This window comes from Blastomonas sp. 34TW (assembly GCF_059803595.1).
Genome location: NZ_JAPFGW010000004.1, coordinates 161,978 through 179,441, shown reverse-complemented (window position 1 = coordinate 179,441; position 17,464 = coordinate 161,978). Strand labels below are relative to the sequence as shown.

General features: G+C 65.7%; 13 protein-coding genes and 1 tRNA gene. 8 read left to right on the top strand and 6 right to left on the bottom strand.

The window, feature by feature from the left end; genetic code table 11:
• Positions 1–47 precede the first annotated feature (47 nt).
• From OPU69_RS07455 to OPU69_RS07420, 8 genes are all read left to right on the top strand, one after another.
• Entirely contained in the window at positions 48–2,396 is a 2,349-nt protein-coding gene (locus OPU69_RS07455) for a sensor histidine kinase (protein ID WP_498510096.1), read from the top strand.
• Entirely contained in the window at positions 2,396–2,854 is a 459-nt protein-coding gene (gene tsaE / locus OPU69_RS07450) for a tRNA (adenosine(37)-N6)-threonylcarbamoyltransferase complex ATPase subunit type 1 TsaE (protein ID WP_498510094.1), read from the top strand. The genes OPU69_RS07455 and tsaE overlap by 1 nt, the downstream gene beginning before the upstream one ends.
• Complete coding sequence (locus OPU69_RS07445; protein ID WP_498510092.1) at positions 2,851–3,837, top strand: aminoglycoside phosphotransferase family protein; 987 nt, start codon at positions 2,851–2,853, stop codon at positions 3,835–3,837. Before tsaE ends, OPU69_RS07445 begins: the two co-directional genes overlap by 4 nt.
• 29 nt (positions 3,838–3,866) lie before the next feature.
• A complete protein-coding gene (locus tag OPU69_RS07440) occupies positions 3,867–4,562 on the top strand; it encodes a nucleotidyltransferase family protein (protein WP_099046533.1) in 696 nt (231 codons plus the stop codon).
• Positions 4,555–7,530 carry a PD-(D/E)XK nuclease family protein gene (locus tag OPU69_RS07435; protein ID WP_498510090.1) on the top strand — a complete coding sequence of 992 codons (2,976 nt, stop codon included), beginning with the start codon at positions 4,555–4,557 and terminating at the stop codon, positions 7,528–7,530. The genes OPU69_RS07440 and OPU69_RS07435 overlap by 8 nt, the downstream gene beginning before the upstream one ends.
• The gene (gene addA, locus OPU69_RS07430; RefSeq protein ID WP_498510088.1) at positions 7,527–10,985 is read left to right on the top strand and encodes a double-strand break repair helicase AddA; all 3,459 of its coding nucleotides are present in this window, start codon (positions 7,527–7,529) and stop codon (positions 10,983–10,985) included. Before OPU69_RS07435 ends, addA begins: the two co-directional genes overlap by 4 nt.
• A 94-nt stretch (positions 10,986–11,079) precedes the next feature.
• Complete coding sequence (gene trxA, locus OPU69_RS07425; RefSeq protein ID WP_023839553.1) at positions 11,080–11,406, top strand: thioredoxin; 327 nt, start codon at positions 11,080–11,082, stop codon at positions 11,404–11,406.
• Between the two features lie 37 nt (positions 11,407–11,443).
• A complete protein-coding gene (locus OPU69_RS07420) occupies positions 11,444–11,788 on the top strand; it encodes a virulence factor (protein ID WP_498510086.1) in 345 nt (114 codons plus the stop codon).
• On the opposite strand, the gene OPU69_RS07415 is transcribed toward OPU69_RS07420, so the two are convergent.
• From OPU69_RS07415 to OPU69_RS07390, 6 genes are all read right to left on the bottom strand, one after another.
• Positions 11,789–12,583: an inositol monophosphatase family protein gene (locus OPU69_RS07415; protein WP_498510084.1), complete on the bottom strand. Its 795-nt coding sequence runs from the start codon at positions 12,581–12,583 to the stop codon at positions 11,789–11,791.
• Positions 12,580–13,188 carry a glutathione S-transferase family protein gene (locus OPU69_RS07410; RefSeq protein ID WP_498510082.1) on the bottom strand — a complete coding sequence of 203 codons (609 nt, stop codon included), beginning with the start codon at positions 13,186–13,188 and terminating at the stop codon, positions 12,580–12,582. The genes OPU69_RS07415 and OPU69_RS07410 overlap by 4 nt, the downstream gene beginning before the upstream one ends.
• Before the next feature lie 3 nt (positions 13,189–13,191).
• Positions 13,192–14,418: a bifunctional glutamate N-acetyltransferase/amino-acid acetyltransferase ArgJ gene (gene argJ, locus OPU69_RS07405; RefSeq protein ID WP_498510080.1), complete on the bottom strand. Its 1,227-nt coding sequence runs from the start codon at positions 14,416–14,418 to the stop codon at positions 13,192–13,194.
• A gap of 115 nt (positions 14,419–14,533) precedes the next feature.
• Positions 14,534–14,617, bottom strand: a tRNA-Leu gene (locus tag OPU69_RS07400).
• Positions 14,618–14,686: 69 nt separating this feature from the next.
• Positions 14,687–16,135, bottom strand: coding sequence for a coniferyl aldehyde dehydrogenase (locus OPU69_RS07395; RefSeq protein WP_060979140.1), 1,449 nt, complete (start codon positions 16,133–16,135; stop codon positions 14,687–14,689).
• A gap of 91 nt (positions 16,136–16,226) precedes the next feature.
• A complete protein-coding gene (locus OPU69_RS07390) occupies positions 16,227–17,438 on the bottom strand; it encodes a PQQ-dependent sugar dehydrogenase (protein WP_498510210.1) in 1,212 nt (403 codons plus the stop codon).
• Positions 17,439–17,464: the final 26 nt, after the last annotated feature.

Genomic DNA, 17,464 nt, shown 5'->3' with positions numbered 1-17,464 from the left:
GCAATGACGCGGACGCCTGTTTCACCCCCTGAATCGATGAGTCGCTTATGCTGGTGAGCAATGGCGGGCTGTTCCTGATCGCGCTCGTGCTGGCGCTCTGGACGGGCGCAGCTATTTGGGCGCTGGTGACGGGGCTGCAGATGCGCCGCGCCGCAGGGACGGCGCGCAGGCAGTTGCGGCGGCTCACCCGGCTGATCGATTCCGGTCCGGCCATCCCCCTGATCGTGCGGTCGGATTCGCGGATCGAGGGGCCCGAGCGCGTGGCGCGCTGGCTGGGGCTGGAAAAGCTTCCACCTTACCTCGCCGAGCTCAGCCAGGCCGCCAGAGGCCTCGACCGCGAAACGCTCGACCTGCTCGGCCAGAAAATCACAACTGCGCAGAAGAGCGGCGCGCCGTTCGCGATGGCGGTTACCGCGGCCGGATCGAACCGCAGATTGCGGATCGAGGGCCGGCTCGCCGATCCGCAGACCATCGCGCCGGGTGCAGTTCTGCTGTGGTTCTATGACGCGACCGAGAGCGAGACGCGCATGGCGGCACTGGTCGAGGCCGAGGCCGAGGCGAAGCGGGCGTTCGACGCGCTGTCGGGGCTGATCGAGGCCGCGCCGATCCCGATGTGGTTCCGCCGCGAGGACCTGTCGCTGCTGCTGGTCAACAGCGCCTATGTCGAGGCGGTCGGCGCCAGCAGCGCCGCCGATGTCGTCGAGGCCGGGCAGGAGTTGGTCGAGATCGTCGATGGGCTCACCCCGCTCGCGGTCGCCGCGCGTGCATTCGAGAGCAATACGCCCTCGCGCCGCACGGTCACCACGACGATCGCGGGCACGCGGCGCGCGATGGAGGTGGTCGATCTGCCGATCAAGGGGCGCGGCATCGCGGGCTATGCCATCGACGTGCACGACCTGATCCAGGCGCGCCAGGCGACCGAACGCTTCCGGGATGCGCAGCGCGACATGCTCGACAACCTGTCCGCCGGCGTCGCGCAATTCGATGCGCAGCGCCGTCTGATCTTCGTCAACCAGCCGTTCGTGCGCATGTTCCAGTTGAAGCCGCAATGGCTGCAGGACGGGCTGGAGTTCGAGCGGCTGATCGACCGGATGCGCGAGGCAGGCCGTGTGCCGCAGGTGCGCGATTTCCCCGCCTGGCGCGACGAGAAGCGCGAATGGTTCCAGTCGGCCGCGCCGGTCGAGGACAGCTGGCTGATCGCCGACGGCACGCATCTGCGCGCCATCGCCCAGCCGACGCCCGATAATGGCCTGCTGCTGATCTTCGAGGACCGGACCGAGCAGGTGCAACTGGCGAGCGCGCGCGACACGCTGCTGCGGGTGCGCACCGCGACGTTCAACAACCTCTACGAGGCGCTCGCCGTCTTCACCTCCGACGGGCGGCTGCACCTGTGGAACACGCGCTTCGGCGCGGTGTGGGATGTCGACGAGGCCGAGCTCGCCAAGCATCCGCGCGCCGACGAGCTGCTGAAAGCCATCGCGCCACAGCTCAAGCGTCCGGCGCAGATCTCGGCGCTGCGGGAAGTCATCCGGTCGGCCACGCTCGACCGGACCCAGCGCGCCGGCCAGCTGGTGATGAAGGATGGCCGGGTGTTCGATTTCGTCGGCATTCCGCTGCCCGATTCGAGCGCGCTGTTCACGATGATCGACGTGTCCGACGCCAAGCGGATGGAAGATGCCCTTCGTGAACGCAACGAGGCGCTGGTCGAGGCCGATGCCATCAAGACGAAGTTCCTCGCCAATATGAGCTACGAATTCCGCACGCCGCTCACCTCGATCGGCGGCTTTGCCGAGCTGCTGGCGAGCGGGGTGGCAGGGCCGCTGTCCGAACAGGGCCAGGACTATGCCAAGGCGATCATCGATTCGGTCGAGCGGCTGTCGGCGCAGATCAACATGGTGCTCGATTTGAGCCAGAGCCAGGCGGGCACATTGCCGCTGAAGCGCGAGCCGACCGATATCGGTGCGCTGCTGGTCGATGTCGCCAAGGGTGTCGCCGGGCTGGCGGGTGGACGCAACATCGCGCTCGAAGTCGATGTGAACGGTGGCCCCGGCATGGCCGAGGTCGATCGCCAGCGTTTTGCCCAGGCGATCACCGCCGTGGTCGATAATGCGCTGCGCTACACCCAGGAAGGCGGGCGCGTGCTGCTGCTCGGCGATCGCTTCCGGAACAAGCTGCGCATCGTGGTGTCGGACAACGGACCTGGCCTCGATGCGCGTGCGCAGGCGCGCGCGCTCGATGGCGTGCTCCAGGCGGATGAGGCAGGCGGCAAGCCGGTGACCAAGCGCTCAGGCCTGGGCCTGCCGCTGGCCAAGAACCTGATCGAGGCGCATGGCGGGCGGCTGGAGCTGGTCAGCGAACCGGGCGCGGGCACCATCGTCACGATTCTGATGCCGTGATGCCGACCATCGGTTCGATCGAGGCGATGCAGCGCCTGGGGCAGCAGCTCGCCGATATGGCGCGCCCCGGCGATACGATCGCGCTTTCGGGCGATCTCGGCGCGGGCAAATCGACGCTCGCCCGCGCGATCCTGAACGCACTGGGCTTTGCCGGAGAGGTGCCGAGCCCGACCTTTGCGCTTATCCTTCCTTATGACCCGCCCGAGGTGCGAATTCCGGTCATTCACGCCGATTTCTACCGGCTCGACGGAGCGTTGGAGCTCGACGAACTGGGGCTCGATGCGGGTGATCCGGCGCTGCTGATCGCCGAATGGCCCGAGCGCGTCGGCGGGCTCGCAGGACCCGATACGCTGCAATTGCGGATCACCGGAAGCGATGCTAGCGAGCGCCGGATCGAGGCGCAGCCGGGCGCGAACTGGCAAGCGCGCTGGCAGCAGATGGCAGGTGATTGGTCTTGAACGAGCGTGAGCAGCTTATCCGTGGCTTTGTCGATGCGAGTGGCTGGGCTTCTGCGTCGATCGAACCGATCCCCGGCGATGCCTCGTTCCGGCGTTATTTTCGCGTGGTCGAGCGCGAGCGTCGCGCGATTCTGATGGATGCGCCGCCACCGGAAGAAGACCCGGAACCCTTCATCAACGTCGCGCGCTATCTCACCGCTCAAGGCCTGCGCGCGCCAGAAATCTTCGCCGCCGATGCCAAAGCCGGACTGGTGCTGCTCGAGGATTTCGGCGACGCGCGGATGCGCGAGACCGTCGATGCGGGTGACGCCGAGACCGAGCGCGCGATCTATCGCAAGGCGATCGAGACTCAGGTCGAGCTTCACCAGCGCGAGCCCGCCGACGTCGCGCCTTACGAGCGCGCCGTCTATCATCGCGAGGCCGGGCTGTTCACCGAATGGTATTGCCCCGCACGCGGCCTCGATGTCGATGCAGACGGCTATGTCCGCGCCTGGGATGCCGTGCTCGATGGCATGGATGCCGCGGCTCCGCAGGTCACCGTGCTGCGCGATTATCATTCGGAAAACATCATGCTGCCGCCCGACGGCTCGCAAGGCCTGATCGATTTTCAGGACGCGCTGATCGGCGATCCGGCCTATGATCTCGTCTCGCTGCTGCAGGATGCGCGGCGTGATGTGTCCGAGGAGGTCGAGGCCGAGATGCTGGCGCACTATCGCGATCTGGCCAAGCCTGCGTACGATTTCGACACCGCCTATCATGTGCTCGGCGCGCAGCGAAATGCCAAGATCGTCGGCATCTTTGTGCGGCTGTGGAAGCGCGATGGCAAGCCGCGCTATCCCACGATGATCCCGCGCGTCTGGCGCGCGATGGAGCGCGACCTGAAGCACCCCGCGCTGGGCCCCGTGGCCGCGTGGTTCGATGCCAATATCCCGGCAGAATTGCGCGATCCGGCAGGAACACTCGGTGGGAAGTTCGATCTGTGAGCGATACCCCCGCCTTCGCCCGCACCGCGATGGTCATGGCCGCAGGGCTGGGCAAGCGCATGCGCCCGCTGACCATCACCACCCCCAAGCCGCTGGTGCGCGTCGCGGGCAAGCCGCTGATCGACCATGTGCTCGACCATCTGGGCCGGGCCGGCATGCAGCGGGTGATCGTCAACGTCCATTATCTCGCCGATGCGCTCGAGGCGCATCTGAAGGCGCGTGAATGGCCGTTCGAGCTGCTGGTCTCGGACGAGCGCGACCTGCTGCTGGAAACCGGGGGCGGGCTGGTCAAGGCCCTGCCGATGATCGAGGAAGACCCGTTCTTCTGCCTCAACAGCGACAATGTCTGGCTCGAAAGCGCGCGTTCGTGTTTCGACGAGCTGCGCGCCGCGTGGGATGACGAGCGGATGGATGCGCTGCTGCTGCTGGTGCCGCATAGCCGCGCCAACAATTACAAGGGCGTCGGCGATTTCCATCTCGACCAGATGGGCCGCATCCGTCGCCGCAAGCAGGGCCATGTCGCGCCCTATATCTATACCGGCATCCAGCTGCTCTCGCGCCGCCTGCTTGCCGATCCGCCGCAGGGCGCGTTCTCGACCAATGTGCTGTGGAACCGGGCGATGGCCGAGGGCCGTGTCTACGGCATATCACACCTCGGCCTCTGGTTCGATGTCGGCACGCCCGCTGCGATCCAGCCCACCGCAGAGGCGCTGCTGGATGCCTGAGCCGCGCAACCCCGCAGTCTATGCCATCGGGGCGCAGCGCGGGTTTGCGGATGTTCTGGCTGATGGGCTGCTCCGGCGCTTCGGCGGCGATCCGATGGGGCTGACGCGGGCGACACTGCTGATCCCCAACCATCGCGCCGGGCGCGCGATCACCGAGGCGCTGGTGCGCCATGCCGCCGACGGGTTGCTGCTGCCGCGCATGGTGTTGATCGGCGATATCGATCTCGATGAGAGCCTGGGCGCGCTGCTCGATCCGCTGGGCGAAGGCGCGGAGGTGCCGCCTGCGGTCGATCCGCTCGAACGGCGCTTCCGTCTGGCGGCGCTGATTGCGCGCGAAGGGTCGGGCCGGGCAGGGGCCGATGATCCCGCCGAAACCCTGCGCCTCGCCTGCGAATATGCGCGCGTGCTCGACCAACTGCAGGTCGAGGAAAAGACACTCGACCACCTGGATGCGATCGACGTCGAGGCGGACCTCGCGGAACATTGGGCGGCATCGCGCGACCTTTTCATCCGCGTCGGCAGAGCCTGGGGGGCGGAGCTCGAGGCAATGGGCCGCATCGACCCGGTGGATCGCCGCAATCGGCTGCTCGACAAGGCTGCGCGACGCTGGCGCGAGCGGCCGCCGCTGACGCCGGTGATCGCCGCGGGGATCACCACGTCCGCCCCAGCCATCGCGCGCCTGCTGCGCAGCATTGCCGATCTGCCGCAGGGCATGGTGGTGCTGCCGGGGCTCGATCTCGACATGGACGAGCCATTGTGGGAAGCGCTGGGCCATCCGGTCACCACACCTCCTGAGCCGGGCGCCGAACTGGTCGAGCGGCCTGCGATCACCCATCCGCAATATCACCTGAAGCAGCTGCTCCACGCGATGAGCGTCAACCGTGCCGAGGTGGAGCCCTGGCAAGCCGAACCCCGGACCGGCATCGCCGCCGACCGCGCGCGATTGCTACGCAGCATTTTCCTTCCCGCACGCCTCAGCGATCGCTGGGTGACGCTCGAAGCGGCTGACCGGCGCACCAAGGGCATTCGGATCGTTGAGGCCGAGAACCCGGACGAGGAGGCGCAGGCGATCGCGCTGCTGGTGCGCCAGGCGCTCGATGTTCCTGCGCACCGCGTCGCGATCGTTACGCCCGATCGCAGCCTCGCCGCGCGGGTGATCGCGCATCTGAAACGCTGGGACATCGAGGCCGATGACAGCGCGGGCGAGGCGCTGCCGGTGACGCCGCCGGGACGCTTCTTGCTGGCGGTCGCGCAGTGCCTGGCCGATGATTTCGCGCCGGTGCCGCTGCTCGACCTGTTCAAGCATCCGCTGGCCCAATCGGGCGAGACGCGGCGCGACTGGCTCGACGAGCTACGCGCGCTCGATCGGTTGCTGCGCGGGCCGCGACCCAAGCCGGGTCTTGCGGGCATCGACACGACAATTGGCGGCCGCCCGCTCAAGGACTGGTGGCAGCAGGCCAGGGCGCTGCTCGCTCCCATCGCCAACTGGCCAGGCAAGCCGCAGCCGCTGTCCGCGACAATCCAGGCGATTGCCGCCACAGCCGATGCGCTGAGCGGCCAGATGGTCTGGGCAGGGCTGGCGGGGCGCTGCGCCTCCGATCTGGTGCAGCAACTGCTCGCGCGTACGGGCAGCCATGATCCGCTGGTCACGCCGTCGCAAGCGGTGAATATCCTCGCGCGATTGATGCGCGAAAAGGCGGTGCGCCCGCCTTATGGCAAGCATCCGCGCGTCGCGATCTACGGCCTGCTTGAGGCGCGGCTGCAAAGCGCCGATCTGGTCATCTGCGCCGGTCTCAACGAGGGTGTCTGGCCGCAAATTCCGTCGCCCGATCCCTGGCTCGCCCCGATGGTGCGCAATGCGCTCGGCCTTCCCCCGCTCGAAATGCGCGTGGGATTGTCGGCGCAGGATCTTGCCGGAGCCTTCGCTTCGGCCGAGGTCGTGCTGACGCGCGCGCGGCGCGATGGTAGCGCGCCGACGGTCGCCTCGCGCTTCCTGCTGCGCCTGCAGGCGGTCGCGCCCGATCGGCATATGGAGGATAGCGAGACGCTGGCACTGGCGCGCAGGCTCGATCGCCGCCTGCCCGCGGTGCGGATCGAAAAGCCCGCGCCGCGTCCCAGCGCCGAACAGCGGGTCAAGCGGCTGTCGGTCACCGAGCTCGACCGGCTGCGCGCCGATCCCTTCGCTTTCTATGCCAAGCGCATTCTCGCGCTGCCTTCGCTCGATCCGGTCGATGCCGAACCGAGCGCGGCGTGGCGCGGTACGCTGGTGCACGAAATTCTCGAATATTGGCACCGCGAGGATGGGCTCGATGCCGCCAGCCTGGTCCCGCGCGCCTGCCGCTATCTTGATGAGGCCAATGTTCATCCGCTGATCAAGGCGCTGTGGCGCCCTCGTCTGGTCGCCGCGCTCGACTGGATCGCCGAGGAGACGCAGGCGCTCGCGGGCAAGGGGCGCCGGATGATCGATGCCGAGCGCAGCGGCACGTTCATGATCGAGGGCGTCGAGATTCGCGGCAAGGCCGACCGCATCGACCGGATGCCCGATGGAACGCTGGCTATCGTCGATTACAAGACCGGCAAGCCGCCCAGCGCGCGCCAGGTCGAGGCGGGCTATGCGTTGCAGCTCGGGCTGCTGGGCATGATGGCCGAACGCGGCGGCTTTGTCGCCAAGGACAACCAGCCCGAGATCGACGGCAAGGCGCGCGCGTTCGAATATTGGTCGCTCATTCGCAGCAAGACCGGCGATTTCGGCTATCGCGAAAGCCCGGTGGGCAGGCGCAACAGCGAGCTGACCGCTGACACGATGCTCCCGACCGCCGAACATTTCCTGCGGGAAGCGCTCAATGCCTGGATATTGGGCGATGCGCCGTTCACCGCCAAGCTGGTGCCCGATCAGGCGAGCTATACCGAATATGACCAGCTGATGCGGCTCGCCGAATGGTATGGCCGTCAGGGGAGCGGACAATGAGCGGCGGCAAGGCAGGGCTCCCGCCGCTCCAGGGCGATCAGGCGCTGGCAGTGTCGCCCGCCGATCAGGTATGGCTCAGCGCGTCGGCGGGTACCGGCAAGACCCAGGTGCTCACCGCGCGTGTCTTCCGCCTGCTGCTCGAACCCGGGGTGAACCCCGATGCTATCCTGTGCCTCACCTTCACCAAGGCGGGCGCAAGCGAAATGGCCAACCGCATCAACGCGCAGCTCGCCGCCTGGGTGCGGATGAGCGATACCGCGCTCGGCGCGGATCTGCTGAGCATCGGTGCCTCGGTCGATGGTGACACACTCATCCGCGCGCGCCGCCTGTTCGCGCGCGTGCTCGATGCGCCGCAGGGCGGGCTTCGTATCCAGACGATCCACAGCTTCTGCCAGTCGCTCCTCGCGAGCTTCCCCGAAGAGGCGGGGCTGGCTCCCGGTTTCCGCCCGATCGAGGATCGCGACCGCATCCAGCTTGCACGCGATACGCTGGGCGAGATGCTGGTCGATGCGGGCCGGCGCGGTGACACGCGGCTGTCGGACAATCTCGAAGCACTGAGCCTCAAGCTCGGGGCGGAAGCGACCGAGAGCTTCCTGATGCGCTGTGCGGCCAAACCCGATGCGATGGACGCGCTGGTCGGCGATATCCGCCCCTATATCAATGCCGCGCTCGGCCTGAAGCGCGACGAGGATGGCAGCGGGCTGGCGGCCATGTGCAGCGATGCGCTGTTCGATATCGCGAATCTCGAGGCCTTGCAGGACAGCAATGTCCGCTGGGGCACCAAGACCGGGCTCGAGGTCGCGGCGAAAATCCAATCCTGGCTCGACATGGACGATCTTGCGCGGCTCGAAAATCTTGATCTGGTCTGGCTCGCCGTCGCCAAGGCCGATGGCGACCCGCGCAAATGGGAGAGTTTCTCCGCCAAGGTCGATCCCGATTACTCGGAAAAGGCCGAGAGCCTGTATAGCGACCTGTCGGCGCTCAAGGAGCATATCGCGCTGATCGGCTTTTCCGGCGATTTTGCTCGTGCGCTCGAAGTGGGCCGGGATTTCGCCTGGCGCTTTGCCGAGGCCAAGCGCCAGGCGGGATTGCTCGATTTCGACGACCTGATCCGCGCCGCTGCCGATCTGCTCTCGGGCCGCACCATGGCGCAATGGATCGCGTTCAAGCTCGACCAGCGTTTCGATCATGTGCTCGTCGACGAGGCGCAGGACACCAATCCCAGCCAATGGGCGATCGTGAAGGGGTTGATCGACGATTATTTCAGCGGGCAGGGCAGCAAAGCCGATCGGTTCCGTACCCTGTTCACCGTGGGCGATTTCAAGCAGGCGATTTTCGGATTCCAGGGCACCAGCCCCCAATATTATGCTGCCGCGCGGCTGCGCATCGGCGCGCAGGCCGAAACTGCCGGCCAACCCTTTCTCGACCTCAGCCTCGATCGCAGCTTCCGTTCGACCCAGCCGGTGCTCGACATGGTCGATGCGGTGCTCGGCGATCTTGGGCCTGCTGCGCTCGGCATTATGGAAGACGGGCTGCCGCTGCACGAAGGACGCAAGGGCCCGGGCGTAGTCGAGCTCTGGCGTCCAATCGGCGAGGGGCTGGAGGATCAGGACGAAAGCGGCGAGGGCGAGGATGCCGAGGAATGGCTTTCGGGTGCCGATCGCAAGTTCGCGCAGGGCCTCGCCGAGCGCATCGCGGGCTGGCTGAACCCGGGGTCGCCGACGCGGCTCTGGCTCGAGCGGCGCTCCGACGGCAAGCCGGGCTGGGCGGGCGCGGGCGACATCATGGTGCTGCTGCGCCGCCGCGGCGATCTCGCCTCGCTGATCGTCGCGCGGCTCTATGCCGAAGGTGTGCCGGTGGCGGGGATCGACCGGTTGCGGCTCGGCCAGCCGCTGGCGGTGCAGGACCTGATCGCCGCAATCCGCTTTGCGCTGCAGCCGCTCGATGACCTGACCTGTGCCGCGTTGCTCGTTTCGCCGCTCGGCGGCTGGACGCAGGACGAGTTGCTGGCGCACGGCTATCGCCCGGAAAAGCGCGCGCTCTGGCCGCATCTGCGCGATCTGGCCGATCATGATCCGGCTTTGCGGGAGAAGCTCGAGCCGCTCTACGCGATCCTCGGCATGGCGGATTTCGGCACGCCCTATGATTTCCTCGAACAGGTGCTCACCGGCCCGATCCAGGGGCGCGCGAAGCTGGTCGCGCGACTGGGTGAAGAATCGCTCGATCCGATCGCCGAGCTGCTGGCGCTCGCGCAGAAGTTCGCGGCGAGCCATGACGGCGGCCTGCAGGCCTTTCTCCACTGGTTCGACGCGGGCGACGAGGAGATCAAGCGCGAGCTGGCCGGTCAGTCCGACATGGTGCGGGTGATGACCGTGCATGGCTCCAAGGGCCTGCAGGCGCCGGTCGTGATCCTGGCCGATGCCTGTGTCGATCCGACGCGCAAGGTGGATTCGAGCTTCGACTGGCCAGTCGAGATATTGGGGCGCGATGCGCAGATCACCCTGCCGGTCTATTCGCTGCCAAAGGCGCAGCGGATCGGGCCGCTCGCCGAGGCGCATGATGTCGCGCGCGAAGCCGATATGCAGGAGCATTGGCGGCTGCTCTATGTCGCGATGACGCGTGCGGCAGAACGGCTCTATGTTGGCGGGACCTTGGGCAAGAAGGCGAAAGAGCCGTCCAAGGAAAGCTGGTATGCCGCGATCGAGCGCAGCTTCATGGCGCTCGGATGCGACTGGCTCGACATGGGCGAGGGGCCCTGTCGCCGCTTCGGCAGCGATGCTGTGCCGATTCCGCGCGCAGACGAGCCTCAGGCAGTGGAGGCAGCATCAGCCGAGAGCCTGCCCGATTGGGCGCTCAGGCCCGCCCGGCCCGAACAACGACCGCCCATCCCGCTCGCGCCCTCGTCGCTGGGCAAGGACGATGTCGCAAGCCCGCCGCTCACCGGTCCCGATCGCGAGCGCGCGGCGCAGCGCGGGCTCATCATGCACAGCCTGTTCGAGCGCTTGCCCGCGCTTGCGCCAGAGCAGCGCAAGCCCGCCGCGCGGCGCTGGCTGGCGCGGCAGCATGGCATCACCGATTTGGCCGAGGCCGACGCGATCATTGATCCGGTATGCGCGGTGATCGATCACCCCGGTTTTGCCGATGTGTTCCGTGAGGACGCGCTCGCCGAAGCTCCGATTGCGGCGGTGGTGGGGCCCAATGTTGTTTCGGGCACGGTCGACCGGCTGCTGGTCGAGGAAAGCCGCGTGCTGGTGGTCGATTTCAAGACTGGCCGCCGTCCGCCCGCCTCGCTCGAGCAATTGCCGGTCGCGCATGTGCGGCAGATGGCGGCCTATGTCGCGGCGTTGCGGCTGATCTTTCCGGGCCGGACCGTGCAGGCGGGCCTGCTCTACACGTCCAGCCCGCGCCTTTTCCTGCTGCCGGACGAGCTGCTGGCAGCCACGAAGCTGGATTGAATCGACCAATATGAATAGTTTGAGCCGGTGCGCTTGAGCCGCCGGGCGCGACGGCCTACATCTATTCTCAAGTCACGAACAAGGAGTATCCCCCATGGCAACCACTGCAGTCAGCGATGCAAGCTTCGAAGCCGATGTGCTGAAGTCCGACAAGCCCGTTCTGGTCGATTTCTGGGCCGAATGGTGCGGTCCGTGCAAGATGATCGGCCCGGCTCTCGAAGAAATCAGCGACGAACTCGCCGACAAGGTCACCATCGCCAAGATCAATATCGACGACAATCCCGACGCTCCGGCCAAGTACGGCGTGCGCGGCATTCCGACGATGATCCTGTTCGACAAGGGACAAATCGTCGAGACCAAGGTCGGCGCGGCCCCCAAGAGCGCGCTCAAGAGCTGGCTCGAAGGCGCTCTGCCCGCCTGATGGAAACTGGCTCGAAAATGGTGTAGTCCCTGCACGCATGTCGGCAGAATTAGGTCATAACCGCATTCTGGGTTTCCAGCCCACAAAGGGTGCGAGCATGTATGCTATCGTTTTTGACCTGGACACCACGGTGTTGCAGTCTGCCTACCACAATGCCTCATGGAACAACGCCTATTCCGATATCCGTAAGGTGCTGGAATCGCGCGGGTTCGAGTGGCAGCAGGGTTCCACCTATTTTGGCAATGATAAAGTGACGCCGGTGGACTGCGTTCTGGCGGTTCAGGAGCTTCGCCGCGAATATGATTGGTTCAAGCCCTCGGTCCGCGACATCCGCATGTTGCGGATCGAGGAAAATAACGACCTTGGACCGGCTATTGAATGATCACGCTATGATCGCCGCTGCCCTGTCCCACATTTCGGGGCTGGCGGCGGCGAGCATGCCCTTTCGCTGGTCGCCGGGGCGATAGGGCGAGCCATCGAGCCGTGCGGCATGGCCGCCGGCTTCGAGGGTGAACAGAACGCCTGCGGCGTGGTCCCAGGGCAGCGTACGCTCGAACAGCGTCACGTCGTTCTGCCCCAGCACCAGTCGGGGGTATTGCTCCGCCGCACAGCGCGGGATGTCGACCATCGCGAACTTGCCGTCTATCGCGGCGGCCAGTGCGGCGCGGCGCGGCTCGGGAATGTACATGGTCGAGATGGCCGCCACCGGCAGCGGTTCGCCGCTCTCGCGTGCTTGGACCCGCTCCTCATTGATGAACGCACCACCGCCCAGCACGGCGTGGCACATGCGGTCGGCCAGGGGATCGTAGAGCCAGCCCGCGACCGTCTCACCGCCTTCGACCAGAGCGATGATGATCCCGAACGGCGGATGGCCGTGCGCGAAATTGTGCGTGCCGTCGATGGGATCGATGATCCAAGCAGTGCTGTCGTTGACGCGCTCGATCAGCGCCGGATTGGCCGCCACCGCTTCCTCGCCGACAACGCTCGCTTGCGGAAGTATCGCCGCGAGACCGGCGCTCAACCGCTTCTCGCTCTCCTTGTCGGCGATCGTGACCAGATCACCGGGTGTCTTCTCCGCGATCTGGTGCTGCGCCAGATCCTGGTAGTGGTGCAGCACGACCTCGCGCGCGACGTTGCGGATCAATGCGGAGACGGGGGCGTGGAGCGGATGGGTCATGTCAGCGGGATCATCACATTCTTGGCATAGCCGGGGCGCTCGACCAGCCGTTCGTACCAGCCGCGCAGATGCGGATAATCGCCGCGCGCCAAGTCGAGCGCGAACCAGGTGTGCGCATAGGTGCCCATAGGGATGTCGGCGATGCCAAAATTCTCGCCGGTCAGCCATGGCTGGCGTGCCAGGCAGGTATCCAATATAGCCATCATCCTGCCCGTCTCCTCGATCCCGCGTGCGATCACGGCAGGATCATGCGCTTCGGGCGGTTTGCGCACCAACATAAGGAAGACCTCGCGCTGGGCATCAGCATAGGCGAACTGCCAGTCCATCCATTTGTCCGCCGCCGCGCGGGTACGAGGATCGGCAGGCCAGAGATGCGGCGCATGCGCCTCGGCCAGGTAGCGCAGGATGGCGTTCGATTCCCAGAGCACCAGACCGTCATCCTCGATCGTCGGAATGAGCGCATTGGGGTTGCGCGCCAGATAGGCGGCATCCATGCCGAACTTGCCGCCGACATCATAGCGCACATAGTCGAGGCCGATTTCCTCCGCCGCCCAGACGACCTTCTTGACGTTGTGCGAGTTGAGGCGACCCCAGATGGTCAGCATGGCTCAGCTCCGGTAATCGGCATTGATAGAGATATATCCGTGCGTCAGGTCGCAGGTCCACACGGTGGCGCGGCCGTTGCCCAGTCCGATATCGGCCTCGACCAGGATGTCGGTCCCCTTGAGATGCGCGGCCACCGGCGCTTCGTCATAGCCCTGCACGACCATGCCGTGGGCTGCTACCTCGACCCCGCCGAAGCGGATCGACAGCAGGTCGCGCTCGGCAGGTTCGCCCGCCTTGCCGACCGCCATCACGACGCGGCCCCAATTGGCGTCCTCACCCGCGATCGCGGTCTTGACCAAAGGCGAATTGGCGATCGACAGCGCGATGCGGTGCGCGCTTTCGTCCGAGACCGCCCCGGTGACGCGTATCTCGATGAACTTGCTCGCTCCTTCGCCATCGCGCACCACCAGATGCGCCAGCTGGCGGCACAGATTGGTCAGCGCGGCGGCGAACGCATCGGCCCCGGTGCTTTCCATGCTTTCGATCCGGGCGTGATCCGCCTGGCCGGTGGCGAAGGCGAGCACCGTGTCGCTGGTCGAGGTGTCGCTGTCGACGGTGATGCAGCTGAAGGTCCGGGCGTTCGCGGCGCTCAGCATCTGCTGCAGCAGCGCCGGCGCGATATTGGCATCGGTGAATACATAGCCCAGCATCGTCGCCATGTCGGGCGCGATCATGCCCGATCCCTTGATGACGCCGACCAACTGCACTTTTGTGTCACCGATCATCGCGCTCGTGGTCGCGGCCTTGGGGAAGGTGTCGGTGGTGCCGATCGCGTCGGTCAGCGCCCGCCAGTCGCAAGGCTCTGCGGTAAAGGCCGCCTCGAGCCCCGCGCGCGCCTTGTCCTGCGGCAGCGGCACGCCGATCACACCGGTGGCCGAGACGAAAATTTCCTCCGCCGCGCAGCCCAGCCGCGCCGACGCGGTCTCGACCAGCAGTTGCACCGCCGCACGGCCCTTGCCGCCGGTGAACGCGTTGGAATTGCCCGCGCTGACGATCAGCGCGCGGGCCTGGCCGTGGGGCAGGGCTGCGCGGCACCATTCGACCTCGGGCGAGGGGCATTTGCTGGTGGTGGTGACACCGGCCACACTGGTTCCCGGTACCAGCTCGACATAGCTGAGATCACAGCGATCCCATTCCTTGTAGCGCGCGCGGGCGACACGCGGCGTGACGCCTGCGATTGCAGGCAGATCGGGAAAGGGGAGCGCGAGCGGGGAAACCGGGTGAGTCATGTTGCCGTCCAGACCATGAAAGACTGGCTGCGGCCCTAATCGCTCTCCGGCCAAGTGCAAGGGCTTTGCCGATGCGTGCGGCAAAAGCGTTATGACTGGATCGAAGTCAGGAAGCTGGTGCGGGCGGTCGGACTCGAACCGACACTCCTTGCGGAACCGGATTTTGAGTCCGGCGCGTCTACCATTTCACCACGCCCGCATGTGGAGCGGCAGCCTATAGCGCCTTGCCCGCGACAGGCAAGGCGCAAAAGCCGCCGCTCGATACGCGTCAGAGCTTCAAATCGCGCGCGATCGCCTTTTTCGTCGCATCGCCATAAGGCGGCAGGAAACCACCCAGCTTGGCGACATCGATGCGCGGCTGGCTGTAGATCGCCTTGGCATGGCTGAAGGTGCGGAACCCGTCGATCCCGTGATAATTGCCCATACCCGAGGGGCCGACGCCGCCGAAGGGCAGGTCTTCCATCGCGACATGGAAGATCGTGTCGTTGAGCGTCACGCCGCCCGAAACGGTCCGATCGGTGACCTTCTTCGCCTCGTCCTGGTTCTCGCCGAAATAATATAGCGCGAGCGGACGATCGCGACCGTTGACGAAATCGATCGCCTCGTCGACCGTCGAATAGGTCTTCACCGGCAGGATCGGGCCGAAAATCTCGTCCTGCATCACCTTCATATCGTCGGTCACGTTGCGCAGGATGTGCAGCGGCATCTTGCGGCTGTTGGCCGACTTGAAATCCTCGTTTGCCGGATTGACCTCGATCACCTCCGCACCCTTTTCGCGCGCGTCGTCGAGATAGCCGGTCAGGCGCTGGTGATGTCGTTCGTTGACGATGGCGGTATAGTCGTCATTGGTCAGCAGCGTCGGATACAGCGTCGCGGCGGACTGCTGGATGTTCTCGATGATCTCGCGCTCGTCCTCGCGGGGCACATAGAGATAATCGGGCGCGATGCAGATCTGCCCGGCATTCATCATCTTGCCCATGGTGATGCGCTGTGCGGCCTTGGCCTTGTCGGCACCGCGTCCGATGATTGCAGGCGACTTGCCGCCGAGTTCGAGCGTGATCGGAACCAGATTCTTGGCAGCTGCACGCATGATATGATGGCCGACACTGGTCGCGCCGGTGAACAGCAGATGGTTGAACGGCAGTTCCGAAAAGGCCTGGCCGACCTCGGGGCCACCGGTGAAGAACGCGACCTCGCTGGCATCGAAATAGCGCGGGCCGAGTTCGGCCAGCAGGTTCGACGTCGCCTCGGTATATTCGCTGTTCTTGATCATCACCCGGTTGCCTGCCGCCAATGCGCCGATGGCGGGCGTAAGGCACAGCTGCACGGGGAAGTTCCACGGTGCGATCACTCCGACCACGCCCAGCGGTTGATATTCAACGCGGGCGCGCGCGCCAAGCAGGCCGAGCGGGAACTGGACCGAGCGCTTTTCGGGCTTGGCCCAATCGTCCATATGCTTGAGCGTGTGGCGCGCGACATTGAGCACGCCGACAATGTCGGTCATCTTCGACTGGTCGGGGCTGCGATGGCCGAAATCCTCGCTCATGGCAGCGACCAAGGCATCGGCATTGTCATGGACCAGTTTCATCAACCGCCGGATGCGATCCTTGCGTGCTGCCATCGGCACCGGCAGCTCGGCGAGAAAGGCCTTTTTCTGCCGCTCCAGAATATCTTCAAGTTGATCCGCGCTGAGCGGTGCGTCTGCCAAAGTCGCCATTCATCTTCTCCCGGTTGGCTGTTTGCCCCAAGGTGTATCGTGATAGGTTGCGAATTGAAATCGCTTTTCAGCCGGCCATGCAGGCGGAACGTTATTTCGGCGGGGTGAGCTTGAGCAGCCGGCCCTTCGACCCGCGTGCACCATCTTCCAGCAGCCAGATGGCGCCATCAGGACCCTGTTCGACTTCGCGAATACGGCCCTCCATCGTCCAGTTATCCGCCTTCTCGGCCGTGTCACCGCCGAGCTTCACCCGAACCAGTGCCTGCGCCCCAAGCGCGCCGATGAACGCGCTGCCCTTCCAGGCGGGGAACAGATCGCCCGAGTAAATCATCAGGCTGCCCGGCGAAATCGCGGAGTTCCAGAAAACCTTGGGAGGCTCGAAACCGTCGCCGGGGGCATGATCGGGGATGTCCTTGCCGTCATAATGATCGCCATTCGACACCTTGGGATAGCCGTAATTCGCGCCGCGCTTGACGAGGTTGAGCTCGTCGCCGCCCTTGGGACCCATTTCGAGCTCCCACAGATTGCCCGCATTGTCGAACGCGAGGCCGAGCGGATTGCGATGGCCCCAGGACCAGGCCTGCGCCTTGATGCGACCCTGATCGTACATCGGATTGTCCGAGGGGATGCCGCCAGTGGGTGTCAGCCGGATGACCTTGCCGAGATTCTGGTCGAGATCCTGCGCCGGATCGAATTTCTGCCGCTCTCCGGAAGAGATGTACATCATGCCGTCGGGACCGAAGGCGATACGGTGCCCGTAATGGCCCTTGCCCGAAACCTTGGGTTCCTGCCGCCAGAGGACCTGCATGTCCTTGAGCGAGGCCGCGCCGTCATTGGCCATGACCAGCTTGGCGCGCGCGACCGCGGCGCCGCTGGTATCGCCATCGCCCGCCTCGGCGAAGCTGAGATAGACATAGCCGTCATTGACGAAATCGGGCGAGAGCACGACGTCGCCCAAGCCGCCTTGGCCGCCATAGGCGACAGTCGGGGTGCCGCTGACATCGACGCTGCTGATCTTGCCATCGGCGGCGAAGGTCACAAGCTTCAGCTTACCCTTCTTCTCGGTGACCAGCGCGCGACCATCGGGCAGGAAGGTCATCGCCCAGGGCTCGTCAAACTGGCCGACCACGGACGTCTCGAACGGAATGGTATCGATCGGCGAGATTGCGGCAACGGCCTCGGTCTCGTCGCCGCTGGCCACCGCCTTGTCGCTGCTGTTGCAGGCAATCAAGGCAAGCGGCAGCGCCGCACAAAGGGTCAGTCGGTGCATCTGGGTCACTCCGTTCATCATGAATTCGATCATCGCCATCCGGGGGGAGATTGCAAACG